The sequence below is a fragment of the Marinobacter excellens LAMA 842 genome (assembly GCF_001574445.1).
In the GTDB taxonomy this organism is placed as follows: Bacteria; Pseudomonadota; Gammaproteobacteria; order Pseudomonadales; family Oleiphilaceae; genus Marinobacter; species Marinobacter shengliensis.
In genome coordinates this window covers 241,774-255,588 of the sequence record NZ_LOCO01000002.1, presented here as the reverse complement: position 1 = coordinate 255,588, position 13,815 = coordinate 241,774, and the positions used below count along the sequence as shown (strand labels likewise).

14 protein-coding genes and 1 other RNA gene are annotated in these 13,815 nt (G+C 57.6%); 1 reads left to right on the top strand and 14 read right to left on the bottom strand.

Annotated elements, in window-relative coordinates; translation table 11 throughout:
* Window positions 1–286: 286 nt before the first annotated feature.
* The 14 genes from J122_RS03270 to J122_RS03205 form a co-directional block, all read right to left on the bottom strand.
* Complete coding sequence (locus J122_RS03270) at window positions 287–1,465, bottom strand: vWA domain-containing protein (RefSeq protein WP_061331102.1); 1,179 nt, start codon at window positions 1,463–1,465, stop codon at window positions 287–289.
* A 22-nt stretch (window positions 1,466–1,487) separates the two neighbouring features.
* On the bottom strand, window positions 1,488–2,330 hold the full coding sequence (locus J122_RS03265; protein WP_061331101.1) for an AAA family ATPase: 843 nt from the start codon (window positions 2,328–2,330) through the stop codon (window positions 1,488–1,490).
* Window positions 2,331–2,348: 18 nt separating this feature from the next.
* Window positions 2,349–4,370, bottom strand: coding sequence for a vWA domain-containing protein (locus J122_RS03260; RefSeq protein WP_061331100.1), 2,022 nt, complete (start codon window positions 4,368–4,370; stop codon window positions 2,349–2,351).
* A 40-nt stretch (window positions 4,371–4,410) separates the two neighbouring features.
* The gene (locus tag J122_RS03255; protein ID WP_061331099.1) at window positions 4,411–4,755 is read right to left on the bottom strand and encodes a hypothetical protein; all 345 of its coding nucleotides are present in this window, start codon (window positions 4,753–4,755) and stop codon (window positions 4,411–4,413) included.
* On the bottom strand, window positions 4,755–5,201 hold the full coding sequence (locus J122_RS03250) for a YcgN family cysteine cluster protein (RefSeq protein ID WP_061331098.1): 447 nt from the start codon (window positions 5,199–5,201) through the stop codon (window positions 4,755–4,757). The genes J122_RS03255 and J122_RS03250 overlap by 1 nt, the downstream gene beginning before the upstream one ends.
* Window positions 5,198–5,491 (bottom strand): YcgL domain-containing protein, encoded by a 294-nt coding sequence (locus J122_RS03245; protein WP_061331097.1) that lies wholly within the window; start codon window positions 5,489–5,491, stop codon window positions 5,198–5,200. Before J122_RS03245 ends, J122_RS03250 begins: the two co-directional genes overlap by 4 nt.
* On the bottom strand, window positions 5,488–6,639 hold the full coding sequence (locus J122_RS03240; RefSeq protein ID WP_061331096.1) for a ribonuclease D: 1,152 nt from the start codon (window positions 6,637–6,639) through the stop codon (window positions 5,488–5,490). The genes J122_RS03245 and J122_RS03240 overlap by 4 nt, the downstream gene beginning before the upstream one ends.
* Window positions 6,640–6,655: 16 nt before the next feature.
* Window positions 6,656–7,258 (bottom strand): recombination mediator RecR, encoded by a 603-nt coding sequence (gene recR, locus J122_RS03235; RefSeq protein WP_061331095.1) that lies wholly within the window; start codon window positions 7,256–7,258, stop codon window positions 6,656–6,658.
* A 38-nt stretch (window positions 7,259–7,296) separates the two neighbouring features.
* Window positions 7,297–7,620, bottom strand: a complete 324-nt coding sequence (locus J122_RS03230) for a YbaB/EbfC family nucleoid-associated protein (RefSeq protein ID WP_061331094.1) — start codon at window positions 7,618–7,620, stop codon at window positions 7,297–7,299.
* 4 nt (window positions 7,621–7,624) lie between these two features.
* The gene (gene dnaX, locus J122_RS03225) at window positions 7,625–9,529 is read right to left on the bottom strand and encodes a DNA polymerase III subunit gamma/tau (protein WP_061331093.1); all 1,905 of its coding nucleotides are present in this window, start codon (window positions 9,527–9,529) and stop codon (window positions 7,625–7,627) included.
* Between the two features lie 72 nt (window positions 9,530–9,601).
* Window positions 9,602–10,633 carry a lipase secretion chaperone gene (locus J122_RS03220; protein WP_061331092.1) on the bottom strand — a complete coding sequence of 344 codons (1,032 nt, stop codon included), beginning with the start codon at window positions 10,631–10,633 and terminating at the stop codon, window positions 9,602–9,604.
* 45 nt (window positions 10,634–10,678) lie between these two features.
* On the bottom strand, window positions 10,679–11,608 hold the full coding sequence (locus tag J122_RS03215) for an esterase/lipase family protein (protein ID WP_082780496.1): 930 nt from the start codon (window positions 11,606–11,608) through the stop codon (window positions 10,679–10,681).
* A 191-nt stretch (window positions 11,609–11,799) separates the two neighbouring features.
* Window positions 11,800–11,896, bottom strand: an RNA gene (gene ffs, locus J122_RS03210) — signal recognition particle sRNA small type.
* Between the two features lie 100 nt (window positions 11,897–11,996).
* A complete protein-coding gene (locus tag J122_RS03205; protein ID WP_082780495.1) occupies window positions 11,997–12,758 on the bottom strand; it encodes a 2OG-Fe(II) oxygenase in 762 nt (253 codons plus the stop codon).
* A 123-nt stretch (window positions 12,759–12,881) separates the two neighbouring features.
* On the opposite strand from J122_RS03205, the gene J122_RS03200 reads away from it, so the two are divergent.
* On the top strand, window positions 12,882–13,802 hold the full coding sequence (locus tag J122_RS03200; RefSeq protein ID WP_061331091.1) for a D-hexose-6-phosphate mutarotase: 921 nt from the start codon (window positions 12,882–12,884) through the stop codon (window positions 13,800–13,802).
* Window positions 13,803–13,815: the final 13 nt, after the last annotated feature.

Genomic DNA, 13,815 nt, shown 5'->3' with positions numbered 1-13,815 from the left:
ACCAAGAACGGTATCCAATTCACCAAATGAAACTTTCACCGGCAGTGGCGTAATAATAAGTGTCGAGTTATTTGACAGAACAAAAGGCGGGAGCGGGAAAGACCGGTCGACATGACCGAGCAAAAAGAGTAACTAATTGATAATTATAAACTAATTTCGGGTGGCCCAAGGCTTGCTACGGGGAAATCGGCGGGAGCGCCTTCTGGCAACCCCCGCTTGAATATGCCGAGCTTTGCCGATGCCCTCAACCGCATCGGCTTTTTTTATCCGCCCACCTCGATCCGAACTACTTGCTCAGGTGTTTCATGGCGGATTCAAGTCCCTCAATGGTCAGAGGGTACATATGATTATTGACCAATTGTTTGGTTATGCCCAGCGAACCACCGCTACCCCAGTAACTTTCCGGTAGCGGGTTCAGCCAAACCACCTTGCGGAAATGCTCCGACACCCGCTGGAACCAGGTAGCGCCAGCTTCTTCGTTCCAGTGCTCAATGGATCCACCCGGATGCGTTATCTCATAAGGTGCCATGGTGGCGTCCCCAACAAAAATAACCTTATAGTCCGGAGTGTACTTGTGCAGGATGTCCCAGGTGCTCAGGGTCTCATTCATGCGGCGAATATTGTTCTTCCACACACTCTCATAGATAAAATTGTGGAAGTAGAAATACTCCATGTGCTTGAACTCGAGCCTGGCGGCGGAGAACAGCTCTTCACATACTTTGACGTGCGGGTCCATGGAGCCGCCGACGTCGAAGAAGATCAGAACCTTCACCGCGTTGTGCCGCTCTGGCACCATTTTCAGATCCAGGTAGCCGGCGTTGCGGGCGGTGGAACGGATGGTGTCGTCCATATCCAGTTGATCTGCCGCACCCTGTCGAGCGAATTTACGCAACCGACGCAGCGCCACCTTTATATTCCGTAGCCCCAGGGTGATGCTGTCGTCCAGATCACGGTATTCCCGTTTCTCCCAGACCTTGACGGCCCGGCCATGGCGACCGTTCTTCTGGCCAATGCGGAAGCCCTCAGGATTGTAGCCATTGGCGCCAAAGGGTGAAGTTCCGCCGGTACCGATCCATTTATTGCCACCGGCGTGGCGCTCGTTCTGCTCTTCCATGCGCTTCTTGAAAGTTTCAATCAACTCCTCAAGGCCACCCAGGGACTCAATCTTGGCTTTTTCCTCTTCGGTGAGGTGCTTCTCGAACTCGGCCCTTAGCCAGTCATCGGGAATCAGGGCTTCGAGCAGATCATCAAGGTTCTCGATGCCTTCAAAATACGCCTTGAAGGCCCGGTCAAACTTGTCGAAGTGCCTTTCGTCTTTCACCAGGCACACCCGTGCCAGGTAATAGAACTCCTCCATGTCTGCGAACGCCAGACGCTGCTGGATAGCTTCCAGCAGGTCAAGGAACTCTCGCAGACTGGCCGGAACCTTGGCCCGGCGCACTTCGAGGAAAAAATCGATCAACATAAAGCGAAACTCTTGCCAGAGATCAGTTGCGGCGACGTGCCATAAACGCCAGCTTCTGCAGCAGGTGCACGTCTTGCTCGTTCTTCACCAGGGCGCCATACAGAGGCGGCAGTGCAGAACTGCTGTCCTTCTCCTGAAGCGCCTTGGCAGACAGCTCATCGGCCATCAGCAGTTTCAACCAGTCAATCAGCTCCGAGGTGGACGGCTTTTTCTTCAGCCCGGGCACCTTGCGCACGTCAAAGAACACTTCGAGGGCATCACGCACAACCTGTTGCTGAAGGCCCGGGAAATGCACATCCACGATGTCTTTCATGGTGTCGTGGTCCGGGAAGCTGATGTAGTGGAAGAAGCACCGGCGCAGGAAGGCGTCCGGCAGCTCCTTTTCGTTGTTACTGGTAATGACCACAATCGGGCGTTTCTTCGCTTTCACGAACTCCTGGGTCTCGTATACGAAGAACTCCATGCGGTCGAGTTCCAGCAGCAGATCGTTCGGGAACTCGATGTCGGCCTTGTCGATTTCATCGATCAGGAGCACCACCTGCTCATCGGCCTCGAAGGCCTCCCAGAGCTTGCCCTTGACGATGTAGTTGCGGATGTCCTTGACCTTTTCATCGCCCAGCTGGGAATCACGAAGGCGGGATACCGCATCATACTCGTACAGGCCCTGCTGGGCCTTGGTGGTGGATTTGATGTGCCAGGGAATCAGGCGCATACCCAGCGCCGCGGCCATTTCTTCTGCCAGCAGGGTTTTTCCGGTGCCGGGCTCGCCTTTGATCAGCAACGGGCGCTGGAGCGCGATTGCTGCGTTTACAGCCATCTGCAGGTCATCGGTGGCTACGTATTTATCGGTACCGGTAAACTTCATGTGTCTGTTTCCTGTTGGTTACTTTTTCTGATCTTCGTCGTCTTTATCGGTGTCGTCGGCCTCGGACTTGTCCGTGGCCTCGTCATCCGCCTCTGATTCGTCCAGGTCTGGCAGATCATCGAACTCAGACAAGTCAAAGTCTTCAAGACCAAACTCATCATCGTCGTCTTCCTCTGGCTCTGGCTCTGGCTCTGGCTCTGGCTCTGGCTCTGGCTCTGGATCAGTCTCGGCCAAAGTCTCATCGTCTTCCGGCTCTTCGTTAACCGCATCATCGGCAACGGGAATCTGGTCATCTTCCGTTTCCGGAACCTCATCGCGTTCAAGCGATTCGGTCATTTCCGGGATATCCTCGGGCTCCGGCGTTTCATCCGGTTCGCTGTCTGACACAGCTGCTGCCACCACAGGGATCTCCGGCTCCTCCTCCGGCAGATCCTCCAGGGTCTCTCTCTCCGCTGCGGCGGCCTGCTCAGCCTCGGCAATGGACTTTTTCTGGCGCCAGGCGAAAAGCCCCAGCCCGATAATGACCACCAGTAAGGCTGCACCCGCTCCAAATGCCCAGACCGGTATTCCCCACAAAGTGCCTTTTTCCGGTACGTGAACCGGTTCCGGTTGTGGCTCCGAGGGAGCTTCTGCTTGTTCAGGCTCAGGCATTGGTTCGGGGTCTGCGACAGGCGCCGGCACCTCGACCGGTTCTGGCTCAGCCGGCGCCTCGGGCTCAACCCGTTCACTGAGGTCGGGTACCAGGGGCTCAGACACCACCGCCAGCTCAGGTTCCTCACCCGGCAATGTAAAAGCGGTCATTGCACTGAATTTCCGGGAGAATGTACCGCCGTCTGCCACCACATCAATCTGATACCGCCCGGGAGCAGGCAGCCGCGTCACGGTATCCCGATACACGCCATCTTCCGGAGGCTGGTCGCCAGACAGCACCTTGGTGCCCCGCCGGCCATCATTGGCGGTGATCGACAGGCTTACCTGCATCACACCCAGAAAATCCCGATTCCTGATCTTCTCGGATTCCTCGAAAAACACGACCTCCAGATTGAACGGCGTTTCTTCCGAGAATTCTGATGGCACCTCACTCACGGCCATGCGCAAGTCACTGACAACCGTCACCCGGCTACCTTGGCCGAGGTCTCCAACAATACGCCATCGCCCGGCGGCCGGTTCAGTTACGGTAATCAGGTCGTAACCCGGCTCAACAGCCCACCGCACGTTGTCTGGCAGATTATTGGCCGTGAACGGCTCGCCATCCGGCTCAGAAAGGGCCAGGCTTCGTGCTTCGGCGTCAGAGCCGCCCGTGAAGATCAAAGCGGTAAATTCCCGAACGCCAGCATCCACCGCAAAGCCATCGCCCTCAATGGGAATCTGTTCTTGCGGTACGGCCGTGTTCAGGGCATCCGCAAACGCCAGGTTGAGCGCTTCAGCGGTTTTGGCCAGTTGAAAGCTGCCGCCGGTTTCCCGGGCCAGGCGCTGCAGGAAGGTGATGTCTGCCAACTCCGACAGGCCGACAGTATGGATAGTGGCGCCTTTGGCTTTCAGGGAAGGCAGCAGGGTTTCAAGGATACGCCGCTCCTCTTCACGGCTGGCAGCCTCACCGCCCGGAATATCAACCTTGCCGTCACTCAGAAGAATCAGGTGGGTGTTTTCCAGTGTTCCGCCAGACAACCAGTCGTCGCTGGCCTTTTCCATAGCCAGCCCGAGATTGGTATAGAGGGCCACGGAATTGATCTGCTCGGAACGCTCTATCACCCTGTTACGCCAGGCGTCATCAACAGTGGCGTGGGGTACCAGCATGTTGACATACTGGCCAAAGGTCCAGACACCGGCTTCGGCACCCGCTGGCAGCATCCGAGCCAACAAGCGTACCGCCGGCCGGCGAAGGTTCTCCGGGTCGGTTTCCTTCATAGAGCCGGAGATATCAACAATGATGCGCACGTCGGCCTGCTCGGGTAATGTCAGACCTGAATCCTGGGCACTGGAATGCGCTGGCACAAAACTGGCCAACACCAGCATGAGGATTACCTGAACTCGCTTCATAGCTACCCTTACCTGTCTGATATTTCGCACGTTCTTGGAGTTATTTGCGCACCAGCCGATACCGGACAAGATCCAGAATCCAGACCAACAACATCACCAGAGCGGCAATGCTGAAATTCAGCAGTGCCCTGCCGGCCGCGTCGGCGTCTCCCAGAATAAGTTCGTAACCGGCGAACAACCAAGCGGGAATCCACCAGCCTGCAAGCTCTGCAGACTCTACGGGCGTCAGAAATAAAACAACCAGGGCCGACAGCAGCAACGTCCGCACACCATAGAATGGCAGTATCCGAAACAGCGCTTTCATCATGTAGAACAACACAACGAAAGCGACTGCGTAGGCCGCCCAGAAAATTCCGTAAGCTAGTGAAGCATCAGTATCGATCATTACAGAACCCAGTGAATAATGTGGTCTTCCCAATCCTCTTCCGGCACGCCGTCCTCAGAGACGACTTTGCCTTTTACCGAAACCCCGGCGCGATGCACGGATTCAGGATCACCGGATCGCAAGGGGTGCCAGTCCGCAAGGGGCCGGCCTTCCGCCAACGTTCGGTAAGCACAGGTGTACGGTAACCAGTGGTAGTCTGATACCGTTTCCGGTGTCAGAACCGTACAACCCGGAACTTTCTTCAGCCGGTCAGAATACACGGTACAACGGCAGGTTTGCGTATCCATGTAACCGCAGACCAGGTCGGTGTGGTACACCTCGCCGGTGTCTTCGTCTTCAAGCTTCTGCAGGCAACAAAGCCCGCAGCCATCACACAGAGATTCCCACTCTGACCGGGTCATTTCGTTCAGGTGCTTACGCTGCCAGAAGGGAATCTCTGCAATCATTGTCCACGCTGCTCGATTTTTCGCCGAAAATCAACAATATAAGTTTCCTGCTCTTCCGGCATCTGCAGAAAGAAATCCTTCTCGGCCAACGCCTCCAGCACTTCTTTACCGGTGGTCCTGGCGAGCTTTTTGTCTGGGCTCAACAGCAGATCCATAGCGTGAACCGGCTGCCCGAAGATCGAACGCAAAGCCTCCGGGAGATCATCCCAAACCTGGCCACGGCGAACATAGATGTAGGTATCGCTTTTTTTACTGCTGCGAAACACCGATACAAATTCACGGTCTTTCATTGTACGAGAAGCTCCTCAATTTCCGGGACGACCGGCGCCAGTATATCCCTGCGCCAGCCTTCAAAAAACGGATTACCTGCCATGATGCCCTCTTCAATAACGCCTTCAAGGCGTTTTCTTGGCGCCAGCAATTCAATGGGTATATCAGTATCTTCTGCCACTTTTCTGAAGCAACGCTTGACCTTTTTGAACAGCGCTTGCTGATCTCGGGTCAGCGGCCTGGGTATGGGCTTCAGATCGGTGTGGTCAGCTTCTCTGGCACCCCGAACCAATTCCAGCAGGTGTTCGCCATAACGCTTTACAATGCCGCCCGGAACGCCCTGGACATCATTGAGGGCTCTGAGCGAGCCAGGGCAGCGCTCGGCAATGGCTATCAGCAAGCCATCATTCAACACTCGGTTTCGGGGGCGATCCAACCGCCGGCACTCCTGTTCCCGCCAAACCACCAAGGCCTGCAGAACCGCCTGCTGTTCCCGATTCAGTGTCCAGCCACCACGAAGTTTCAGGTAGTGTTGCCCGGCGTCCTCCAGGCTGGCTGCTTCATCCGCAAAGCGCTGTGACTCGTCGGCCATAGCCTGTTCCAGCCCGCGCTCGCGCAAGCCGTGGCAAACCCACTCATACACCGGTTGCAAAAAACGGATATCATCCAGGGCATAGCGCTCCTGTTCCGGGCTCAATGGCCTGGCCACCCAGTCGGACCGGGTAACGGATTTATCCAGGGTTTCACCGAACAGGGTTTCCACCAGGCGGGCATAACCCACCGAAAACCCGGCACCGGCCAGTGCCGCGCCAATCTGGAGGTCCAACACACCTTTAGGCATCACATCCAGCCAATGCCGGAACAGCTCAAGGTCTTCGCTCATGGCGTATAACAGCTTTGGTCGCTGGCTATCCGCCAGCATCTCCCGAAACCGTTCGGAGGCCTCGGCTACGTCCGGATCAATCAGCCAGAACTCACCGCCGCCACCCAGCTGCACCAGACCGGGAATGGGATAGAAGGTAGAGACTCGCTCAAATTCTGTGTCCAGCACCACCGGTACCCCGGGCTCGAGGGCGTCCAGCCAGTTGTCCAGGGTATCTGGCTCGCGAATCCAGCGAACAGTGTCAGGGGCCGGGGGAATGGTAACGGCCGGTGCGGAAAGAGTCATGGAGGAACCTGAGACGTTATTCAGACAGGGGCTTTCGGCCCCGGAATGCATGGGTAAGTGTGAAGCCATCTACATAGCCCAGCTCGCCACCCACCGGAATGCCATGGGCCAGACGGGTGATCAGGATATTCTGGCCATCCAGGCGGTCAGCGATGTAGTGGGCAGTTGCCTCGCCTTCGACGGTGGGATTGGTCGCCAGGATCAGTTCAGTCACACCCTCTTCGCGGACCCGCTGTAGCAACCGTTCAATACCGATTTCTTCCGGGCCCACGCCATCAATCGGCGACAAGTGCCCCATCAGCACGAAATAACTGCCCCGATAATCGCCGGCCTGTTCGATGGCAAGCAAGTCAGAAGGACTTTCCACAACGCACAGGGTGCCGGTACGCCTCTCCGGCTTCTCGCAGATGTTGCAGATTTCGGTGTCAGAAAAGTTCTGGCAGCTGTCGCATCGACGCACGCCATCCATCGCCTGGCTCAGGGCGCTGGCCAGCCGGGAGCCTCCAGAGCGGCCCCGCTCCAGCAGATGAAATGCCATGCGCTGTGCCGTTTTCTGACCAACTCCGGGCAAACACCGGAGGGATTCAACCAATTCATCAACCAGGGGGCTGAATGCCATGAACGCTCCTCAAAGACTATGGCGGGCCGGGCCCAGGTTCAGAACGGCATCTTGAATCCGGGGGGCATACCCATTCCGGACATCATGCCAGACATCTTTTCTTTCTGATTTGCCTCAACACGGCGAACGGCATCGTTAACGGCCGCTGCCAACAGATCTTCAAGAATCTCTTTGTCTTCAGACAGCAGCGACGGATCAATGTCTACCTTGCGAACGTCGTGGCGACCGTTCATGGTCACTTTGACCAGGCCGGCACCGGACTCGCCTGTGACTTCCGCCTTGGCAATCTCTTCCTGGGCCTTCTGCATCTGCTCCTGCATCTGCTGCGCCTTTTTCATCAGGTCGCCCATGTTATTCATCATGTGTTTATCTCCTGCCTGTCTCTATGGGACGGATGCTTTCTTCAACCACCCGCCCTTCAAATCGTTCAACAATGCTCTTTACCACCGGGTCCTGACGGATCGCTTGCTCTGCCGCTTTCTGCCTGGCTGCCCGCTGGCGTTCTTCCCAGGCGGCCGGGGTATGAAGCCCTGGCTCACCCTGCTCTATTCTCAGTGAAGTGGCATCACCGAAGCGGGATCTCAAGGCTGCCAGTATTTTTTCTTCATGGCGCGCATTCAGCAGCCGGGCGTGGCCTTCATCCAGGGTTAACACCACGGTTTGACCGTCCATCGCCATGGCACTGTAGCTGGCGAGGTTGCCGGGCATGCCAGTAATCTCCAACTGGCGAAAATCCCGTTCCCATACAAATCCGTCCGCGGTTACCGGCTCCTGATTTTCGACAACCGACTCAACCTCCGGTTCCACCGGGCCTTGAGGTTGGGCTTCCTCAAACACCGGCGGTTCGGTGGGCTCAAGTGCAATATTACTGACCAAAGTCTCTGGCTCTTCAACCTCCGCGCTCAGAGCCGGGTCGCCGGGGTCTGGATCCCAGGGCGGAGCATCCATCATGGGCGGCTCGGGTTCCGGTTCTGCCGAGTCAGCCTCGGCTGGACGGTGTGCCTGTGCTGATTCTGGAATCGGCCGCGGCTCTTCCACCGGCTCAGGATTCTGCGCGGGCGCTGATGCCTGCTCAGCTACCGGTGCAGGCTGATGGCTCTGGGCAGGGGCAGGGTCGGGTTCCGGTTCGGCGCGCGCCTGGCCCTCATTGCCACCAGAAGCAATGGTTGGCGGCTCACGGCGATCAGCCCCCGGCCGGAAAGCCAACATCCGGAGCAGAGTCATTTCAAACCCCATGCGGGCATCGGGTGTAACCGCCAGATCTTTACGCCCCATCAACGCCGCCTGATAGAACAGCTGGGCGTCTTCCGCGCTCAACTGTTTCGCCAGTGACTGAACCTGGGCGGCATCGCCCAGGGCATTGTCGGCACTGCCCGGTACTACCTGTTCCATGGTGACCCGGTGAAAGAGGGATAGCAGATCCGCAAGAATGACGGCGTAATCCGGCGCAAAATCTGAAATGCGGCTGATCTCCGCCAGCAAACCGGGGCCATCCCGCTCAACCAGCGTTGCAACAATGCGCTCAATGTCACGCTGATCAATGGTGCCCAGCATATTGCTGACATCACTGGCAGCCAGATTCTGGTTGCCGAAGGCGATCGCCTGGTCGGTCAGACTCAGGGCATCACGCATGCTGCCGTCCGCTGCCCGGGCAAGCAGCCAGAGCGCAGGCTCCTCAAAGGGAATCTGCTCTTCGGTCAGTACGTGCTTGAGGTGGCCTACGATGTGCTCCGGTGTCATCCGCTTCAGGTTGAACTGCAAACAACGGGATAGCACCGTCACCGGCAGTTTCTGGGGATCGGTCGTAGCCAGAAGGAATTTGACGTGCTCGGGCGGCTCTTCCAGGGTCTTCAGGAAGGCATTGAAGGACTGGTTGGTGAGCATGTGTACCTCATCGATGAGGTATACCTTGTAGCGGCCGCGACTGGGAGCGTACTGAACGTTGTCTGTCAGTTCACGCATGTCGTCAACACCGGTGCGGGAGGCCGCATCGATCTCGATCAGGTCAACAAACCGCCCTTCCAGGATTTCCTGGCAACTGCCACACTTGCCACACGGATTGGCGGTAATGCCTGTTTCGCAATTAAGGCAACGGGCCAGCAATCGACCGATGGTGGTTTTACCCACGCCCCGGGTGCCGGTAAACAGGTAGGCGTGATGCAGCCTCTGGTGCTCAAGCGCATGCACCAGTGCCTGAAGCACATGCTCCTGCCCCACCATGTCCTCAAAGGTGCGGGGGCGCCATTTTCGGGCTAAAACCTGATAGCTCATGATCCTTCAACTACTGCTATAAACCGGCGCTAACAATAGCATGTAGCCGGGGCCAGAAGAAGGATGATCTGTTCACGCACCGTCATCCCCGGCCCGGTCAAGGGCACTGATCCGCCTGCGCTCATGTTCCGTTTCAAACATCCGCACCCGCAGCGCCTCAACCTCTGCCTGCCGGTCTTCGGCGGTCAGCCCACCGGCCTGGTCGATCAGCGCCTTCTGGCGCCGATACTCAGCCACCCGGCTTTGCCACTGGGCCCGCTGTTCGTCCAATCGGCTCAGCCTTTGCGTCGCTTCCGGGCCGTAGGCTTCCAGCCGCACCGCCCGCACCTCCTCCTCTGAGGCGCCCTGCTCTCGCATTTCGCTGACCTTCAGGCTGGTCGACACCACCGCTTCTGAACGGCGGCGAGTTTGAACCGAAAACTCAGGCAACAGCTGGTCAACCTGCGCCAATGCCTGGTCACGCTCGTGGCCGCTCAGGCTTTCGTCCGCCAGAATGCGTTGCCGGTCGAGCATCAATCTGAGGCGTGCTTCCTCTGCTCCAAAGAATCCTTCAGCTACATCCGGGCCCAGATGCTTCCGTCGTAGGTCCTTCAGTTCGTCCAGAACCGCCTGCAAATCCTCCACGTTGCCACTACGCCTCACGGCCAGTGCTTCCGAAGCACCCCGGTAGGCAAGGTAATCATCCAGAATCTCGAGCACTTCCAGTTGCACCTGGGCCGATATGCCGCGCTGGCGCATCTCTGCCGCCAGTCTCTGCCTTAGTGCTTCGCCGTGGACCTGGTCACCGGTGAGACCTATGTAGAAATCCAGAAACCGCCGCAGTGACGGATCCAGCACCAGGTTTCCGTTCATATCCACCCGAACACTGCCATCCACGTCGATATCGGATATCCTCTCATCACGGGGTAACGGCGGCACGCTATCCTCAGCGGAGGAACTTCCAGCTACTTCTTCAGGCAGTGCGACGGAACGCCCTGCAGTCTGCTGGCCAACGTTCTCGATGCCTGCACCCGGCAAGCCCTGCCCACCATCAGCAAACAGCCAAAAACCGGCCACAACGGCGAGCAAAGCCCCGAGTGCGAAAATCCCAACTCTGTGTACCACGGTTTCGCTCCAGGGCGGGCCCGGAGGCCCGCCAACAGGTTGGGATTAAAGCCCGAGATTTTTCAGCCGGTTCGCCTGCTGGCGATACAGCTGCACCGGGCTTGCCGCGAAGGGGCCTACCAGACCAAAAATCTGGTTCACCTCATCCAGGTGGTTGTGCCGATAATCCACACCCAGCACCTTACCCAGCTTCATGCTGCAGGCGGGCACCAGGCCGTCGTGGGGCTCATTGAAAAGCGGGCTCATGGTCGCCAGCAAGAGATCGCTGGGGTCGAGCAGATTGGTCACTACCCTGTTGCCACCCCAAGAGTAATACCGCACCCCATTGGCCACTTCAGCGCCATCATCACCGCAGTAACTGGACGGCATACCTGCGGGAAACTGGGCATTGAATGCCAGGGAGCCTTCGGTGCTGAGCGAATGGATGGCTGCACTGGTATCCTGAGGCAAACCGCCTCCGCCAGAAAGAGTATCAATCAACCCGAAGAACCAGTTTCCGAGGCCATCCAGATCTACGCCACTGGCAGCATCGGCCACCGGTGTACCCCAGTTAACACCACCGACACTGGCGGCGGACGCCACCAGGTCAGGCCGCACCCCGGCCACGTAGCGCACCGTGGGCCCACCATGACTGTGACCAATAAGGTGAACTTTCTCAGCGCCGGATACCGCCAGGTATTCTTCAATCTGGGCAAGAAGTTGCTCGCCACGAACTTCCGTGGAATTGGCGGCAGACACCTGGGGCACAAAGACTTCCGCGCCGCCTTCCGCCAGGGCATCGGGAATTCCGTTGTGGTACTCCACAAAGCCCAGCAGCTTGTTAAAACCAGAAAGCCCGTGCACCAGCACGATCGGGTATCTGGTTTCGGTGTAGGTGTCCTTTTTACTGAACCACCACGCGGAGGCTGGCTGGGCTGTCAATGCAGCCGCCAGCACGCCCGCTGTTACGAGCGATGTTGTTTTGGCACTTTTCATAGCTTTCCCTTTTTGTCTTTGTTTTGATCGGGCAACAGCAAAATACCGCTTGGGTAGCATGCCAAAAACACGATAGACAGGGACAAGTGCCAACCGGGCCATAAGGTGGCTCAGCGTGAACCAGCCCACAAAATCACAGAGGAAAATCGATAAAAAGGAGAAAATAACAGAGGGAGAAAATCTGGGGGTGACCCCATCAGCAATCCCCCGGCACACACATCCACCGCTTCGGCTGCTCCCTTCCGGGCCTGACCGGGTTCACGGTTTCATGTTGCGGGGGCACCAATGGGGCCACCATAACGGCGTTCCGGGACTTTTACCCCGAAAGCGGCGCGCATAATATCAGAAGGATATAAGGACTACAACGGCTAGTGTCTCTTAAGGGACACTAGAGCGGCAAGGGCACTTCATCCTGCCGAAACCAGCAGGCAATGCTATAACGGGTTCGCCTTGCCGGCAGCACCTCATGGGGCACTTCCTCGCTCAGGAAGAGTACGGCACGGCCAGCTTCCGGGCGCACAAGGCCAATCGCCCTATCCTCTTCCCGTGGGCTGAACACCTGCAATTCGCCGCCGTCTTCCAGGCCCCAGTCGTCATTCAGGTAAAGCACCAGGCTGATCATCCGGGACGCCCGCCCGCGAAAGCTGTCGAGGTGGCACTTGTAAAAGTCGCCGGCCTGATAGGTCGCATAATGCGCTTCATACCGTTTAAGCCCGAGAAACAGCTTTTGATTGAGGCCAGCCATCAACTGGTCCAGAAACCTGAAAAGACTTGCCTGCGGTTCGGTGAACCCTTCCAGCCAGGCAATACTGTCTCGCCGAACGCTGCGATCCTTCACCAGATCCGCTCCACGCCCGATACCAGCCCGGCTCATCGCTTCGGTGCGTTCGAGAATCTTCACCTCATTGAGCAGGGCCGGCACCAACCCCTCCGGCAGGCGATCAGCAAGATCCAGCTCAAGCCAGGCGTGCTCGCTCAAGCCATCCGCCAACTGATCCAGCCACCTTGCGTCAACACGATCAACATCGTGCGCGCCCGCAGTGCCCGCCAGCGAGCCCTCACCCACTACCTGATCGAAATGTCCCTGGCCATGTTCGAGCCGAGGCTCCGGCAGTGGAACAATAACCGCGCTCTGGCTATCAGAATCCATCAATACACCCCCTGAATTTTAGGCTATTGTATGATCAAACTCGCCGGCGCGGCGGATTTAATTTACTCTCTTGGTAAGCAGATACCCTTAAGGAAATCATCGCAAAGGAAGTCGTCGCAAACCATGTCTGAAAGCAGTAACAAACCACCGGTCTCGGTGACACCGGGACAATGGTCGTTCACCCGCTGGCAAACCATCGGCCAGCTTGAGGCCCTGGAGGTGCACCATCCTCTGTTTCAGGCCACTATTTTCCTCCAAGGCGCACACCTGACTCACTTTTCCCCACGGGACCAGAACAATTGGCTGTGGCTGAGTGAGCTGGCCAGATTCCAACCGGGCCGGGCAATCCGGGGCGGCATTCCAATTTGCTGGCCCTGGTTTGGCGACCCAGCCAAAAACCCGCCGGAAATCCGCAAGCGGGTTCATGAACCGACTGCTCACGGTTTCGCCCGCACCGCCCTTTGGCGCCTGGAAGATGTACGCGAGAGCGCCCATGAAGTGGAGATCAGCCTGTCTCTGAATGCCAACGAGGATTTCGCCGAGCAATGGGATGGCCACGCACTGGTGCTGGCCACGTTCAGTTTCTCGGTCAGGGGTTGCCAGGTTGCACTGACCACCACCAACCTCTCACGCCAGCCACTGGCGTTCAGCCAGGCGCTGCACACCTATTTACCAACCGCTGACATCAGCCGCACCCGCGTGCTTGGCCTTGGCAACAGTCAGTACATAGACACCCTGAAAGACTGGGAGTATTGCACTCAGGAAGGCCCGGTCTATTTCGAGGGTGAAACCGACAGAATCTATGAATCCGGCGAGCCCCTTACAGTGGTGACACCGATTGGAAAACGCAAGCTGACCTCGGTGGGCAGTGACTCAACGGTGGTATGGAATCCCGGGCCGGACAAGGCTGCCCGGCTTTCGGACTTCCCCGGCAATGGCTGGCAAAAAATGCTGTGTGTCGAAACAGCCAATGCCGACGGCGATTATCGGGTGTTGAATGAAGGCCAGAGCCACATTCTGGGCGTATTGATCGGCCGCATCTGACTGCGCCGAAAAT

Coding starts and splice junctions, on each gene's coding strand:
- J122_RS03270 (WP_061331102.1), bottom strand. CDS start 1,465: ATGTTGATCGATTTTTTCCTCGAAGTGCGCCGGGCCAAGGTTCCGGCC.
- J122_RS03265 (WP_061331101.1), bottom strand. CDS start 2,330: ATGAAGTTTACCGGTACCGATAAATACGTAGCCACCGATGACCTGCAG.
- J122_RS03260 (WP_061331100.1), bottom strand. CDS start 4,370: ATGAAGCGAGTTCAGGTAATCCTCATGCTGGTGTTGGCCAGTTTTGTG.
- J122_RS03255 (WP_061331099.1), bottom strand. CDS start 4,755: ATGATCGATACTGATGCTTCACTAGCTTACGGAATTTTCTGGGCGGCC.
- J122_RS03250 (WP_061331098.1), bottom strand. CDS start 5,201: ATGATTGCAGAGATTCCCTTCTGGCAGCGTAAGCACCTGAACGAAATG.
- J122_RS03245 (WP_061331097.1), bottom strand. CDS start 5,491: ATGAAAGACCGTGAATTTGTATCGGTGTTTCGCAGCAGTAAAAAAAGC.
- J122_RS03240 (WP_061331096.1), bottom strand. CDS start 6,639: ATGACTCTTTCCGCACCGGCCGTTACCATTCCCCCGGCCCCTGACACT.
- recR (WP_061331095.1), bottom strand. CDS start 7,258: ATGGCATTCAGCCCCCTGGTTGATGAATTGGTTGAATCCCTCCGGTGT.
- J122_RS03230 (WP_061331094.1), bottom strand. CDS start 7,620: ATGATGAATAACATGGGCGACCTGATGAAAAAGGCGCAGCAGATGCAG.
- dnaX (WP_061331093.1), bottom strand. CDS start 9,529: ATGAGCTATCAGGTTTTAGCCCGAAAATGGCGCCCCCGCACCTTTGAG.
- J122_RS03215 (WP_082780496.1), bottom strand. CDS start 11,608: ATGAAAAGTGCCAAAACAACATCGCTCGTAACAGCGGGCGTGCTGGCG.
- J122_RS03205 (WP_082780495.1), bottom strand. CDS start 12,758: ATGGATTCTGATAGCCAGAGCGCGGTTATTGTTCCACTGCCGGAGCCT.
- J122_RS03200 (WP_061331091.1), top strand. CDS start 12,882: ATGTCTGAAAGCAGTAACAAACCACCGGTCTCGGTGACACCGGGACAA.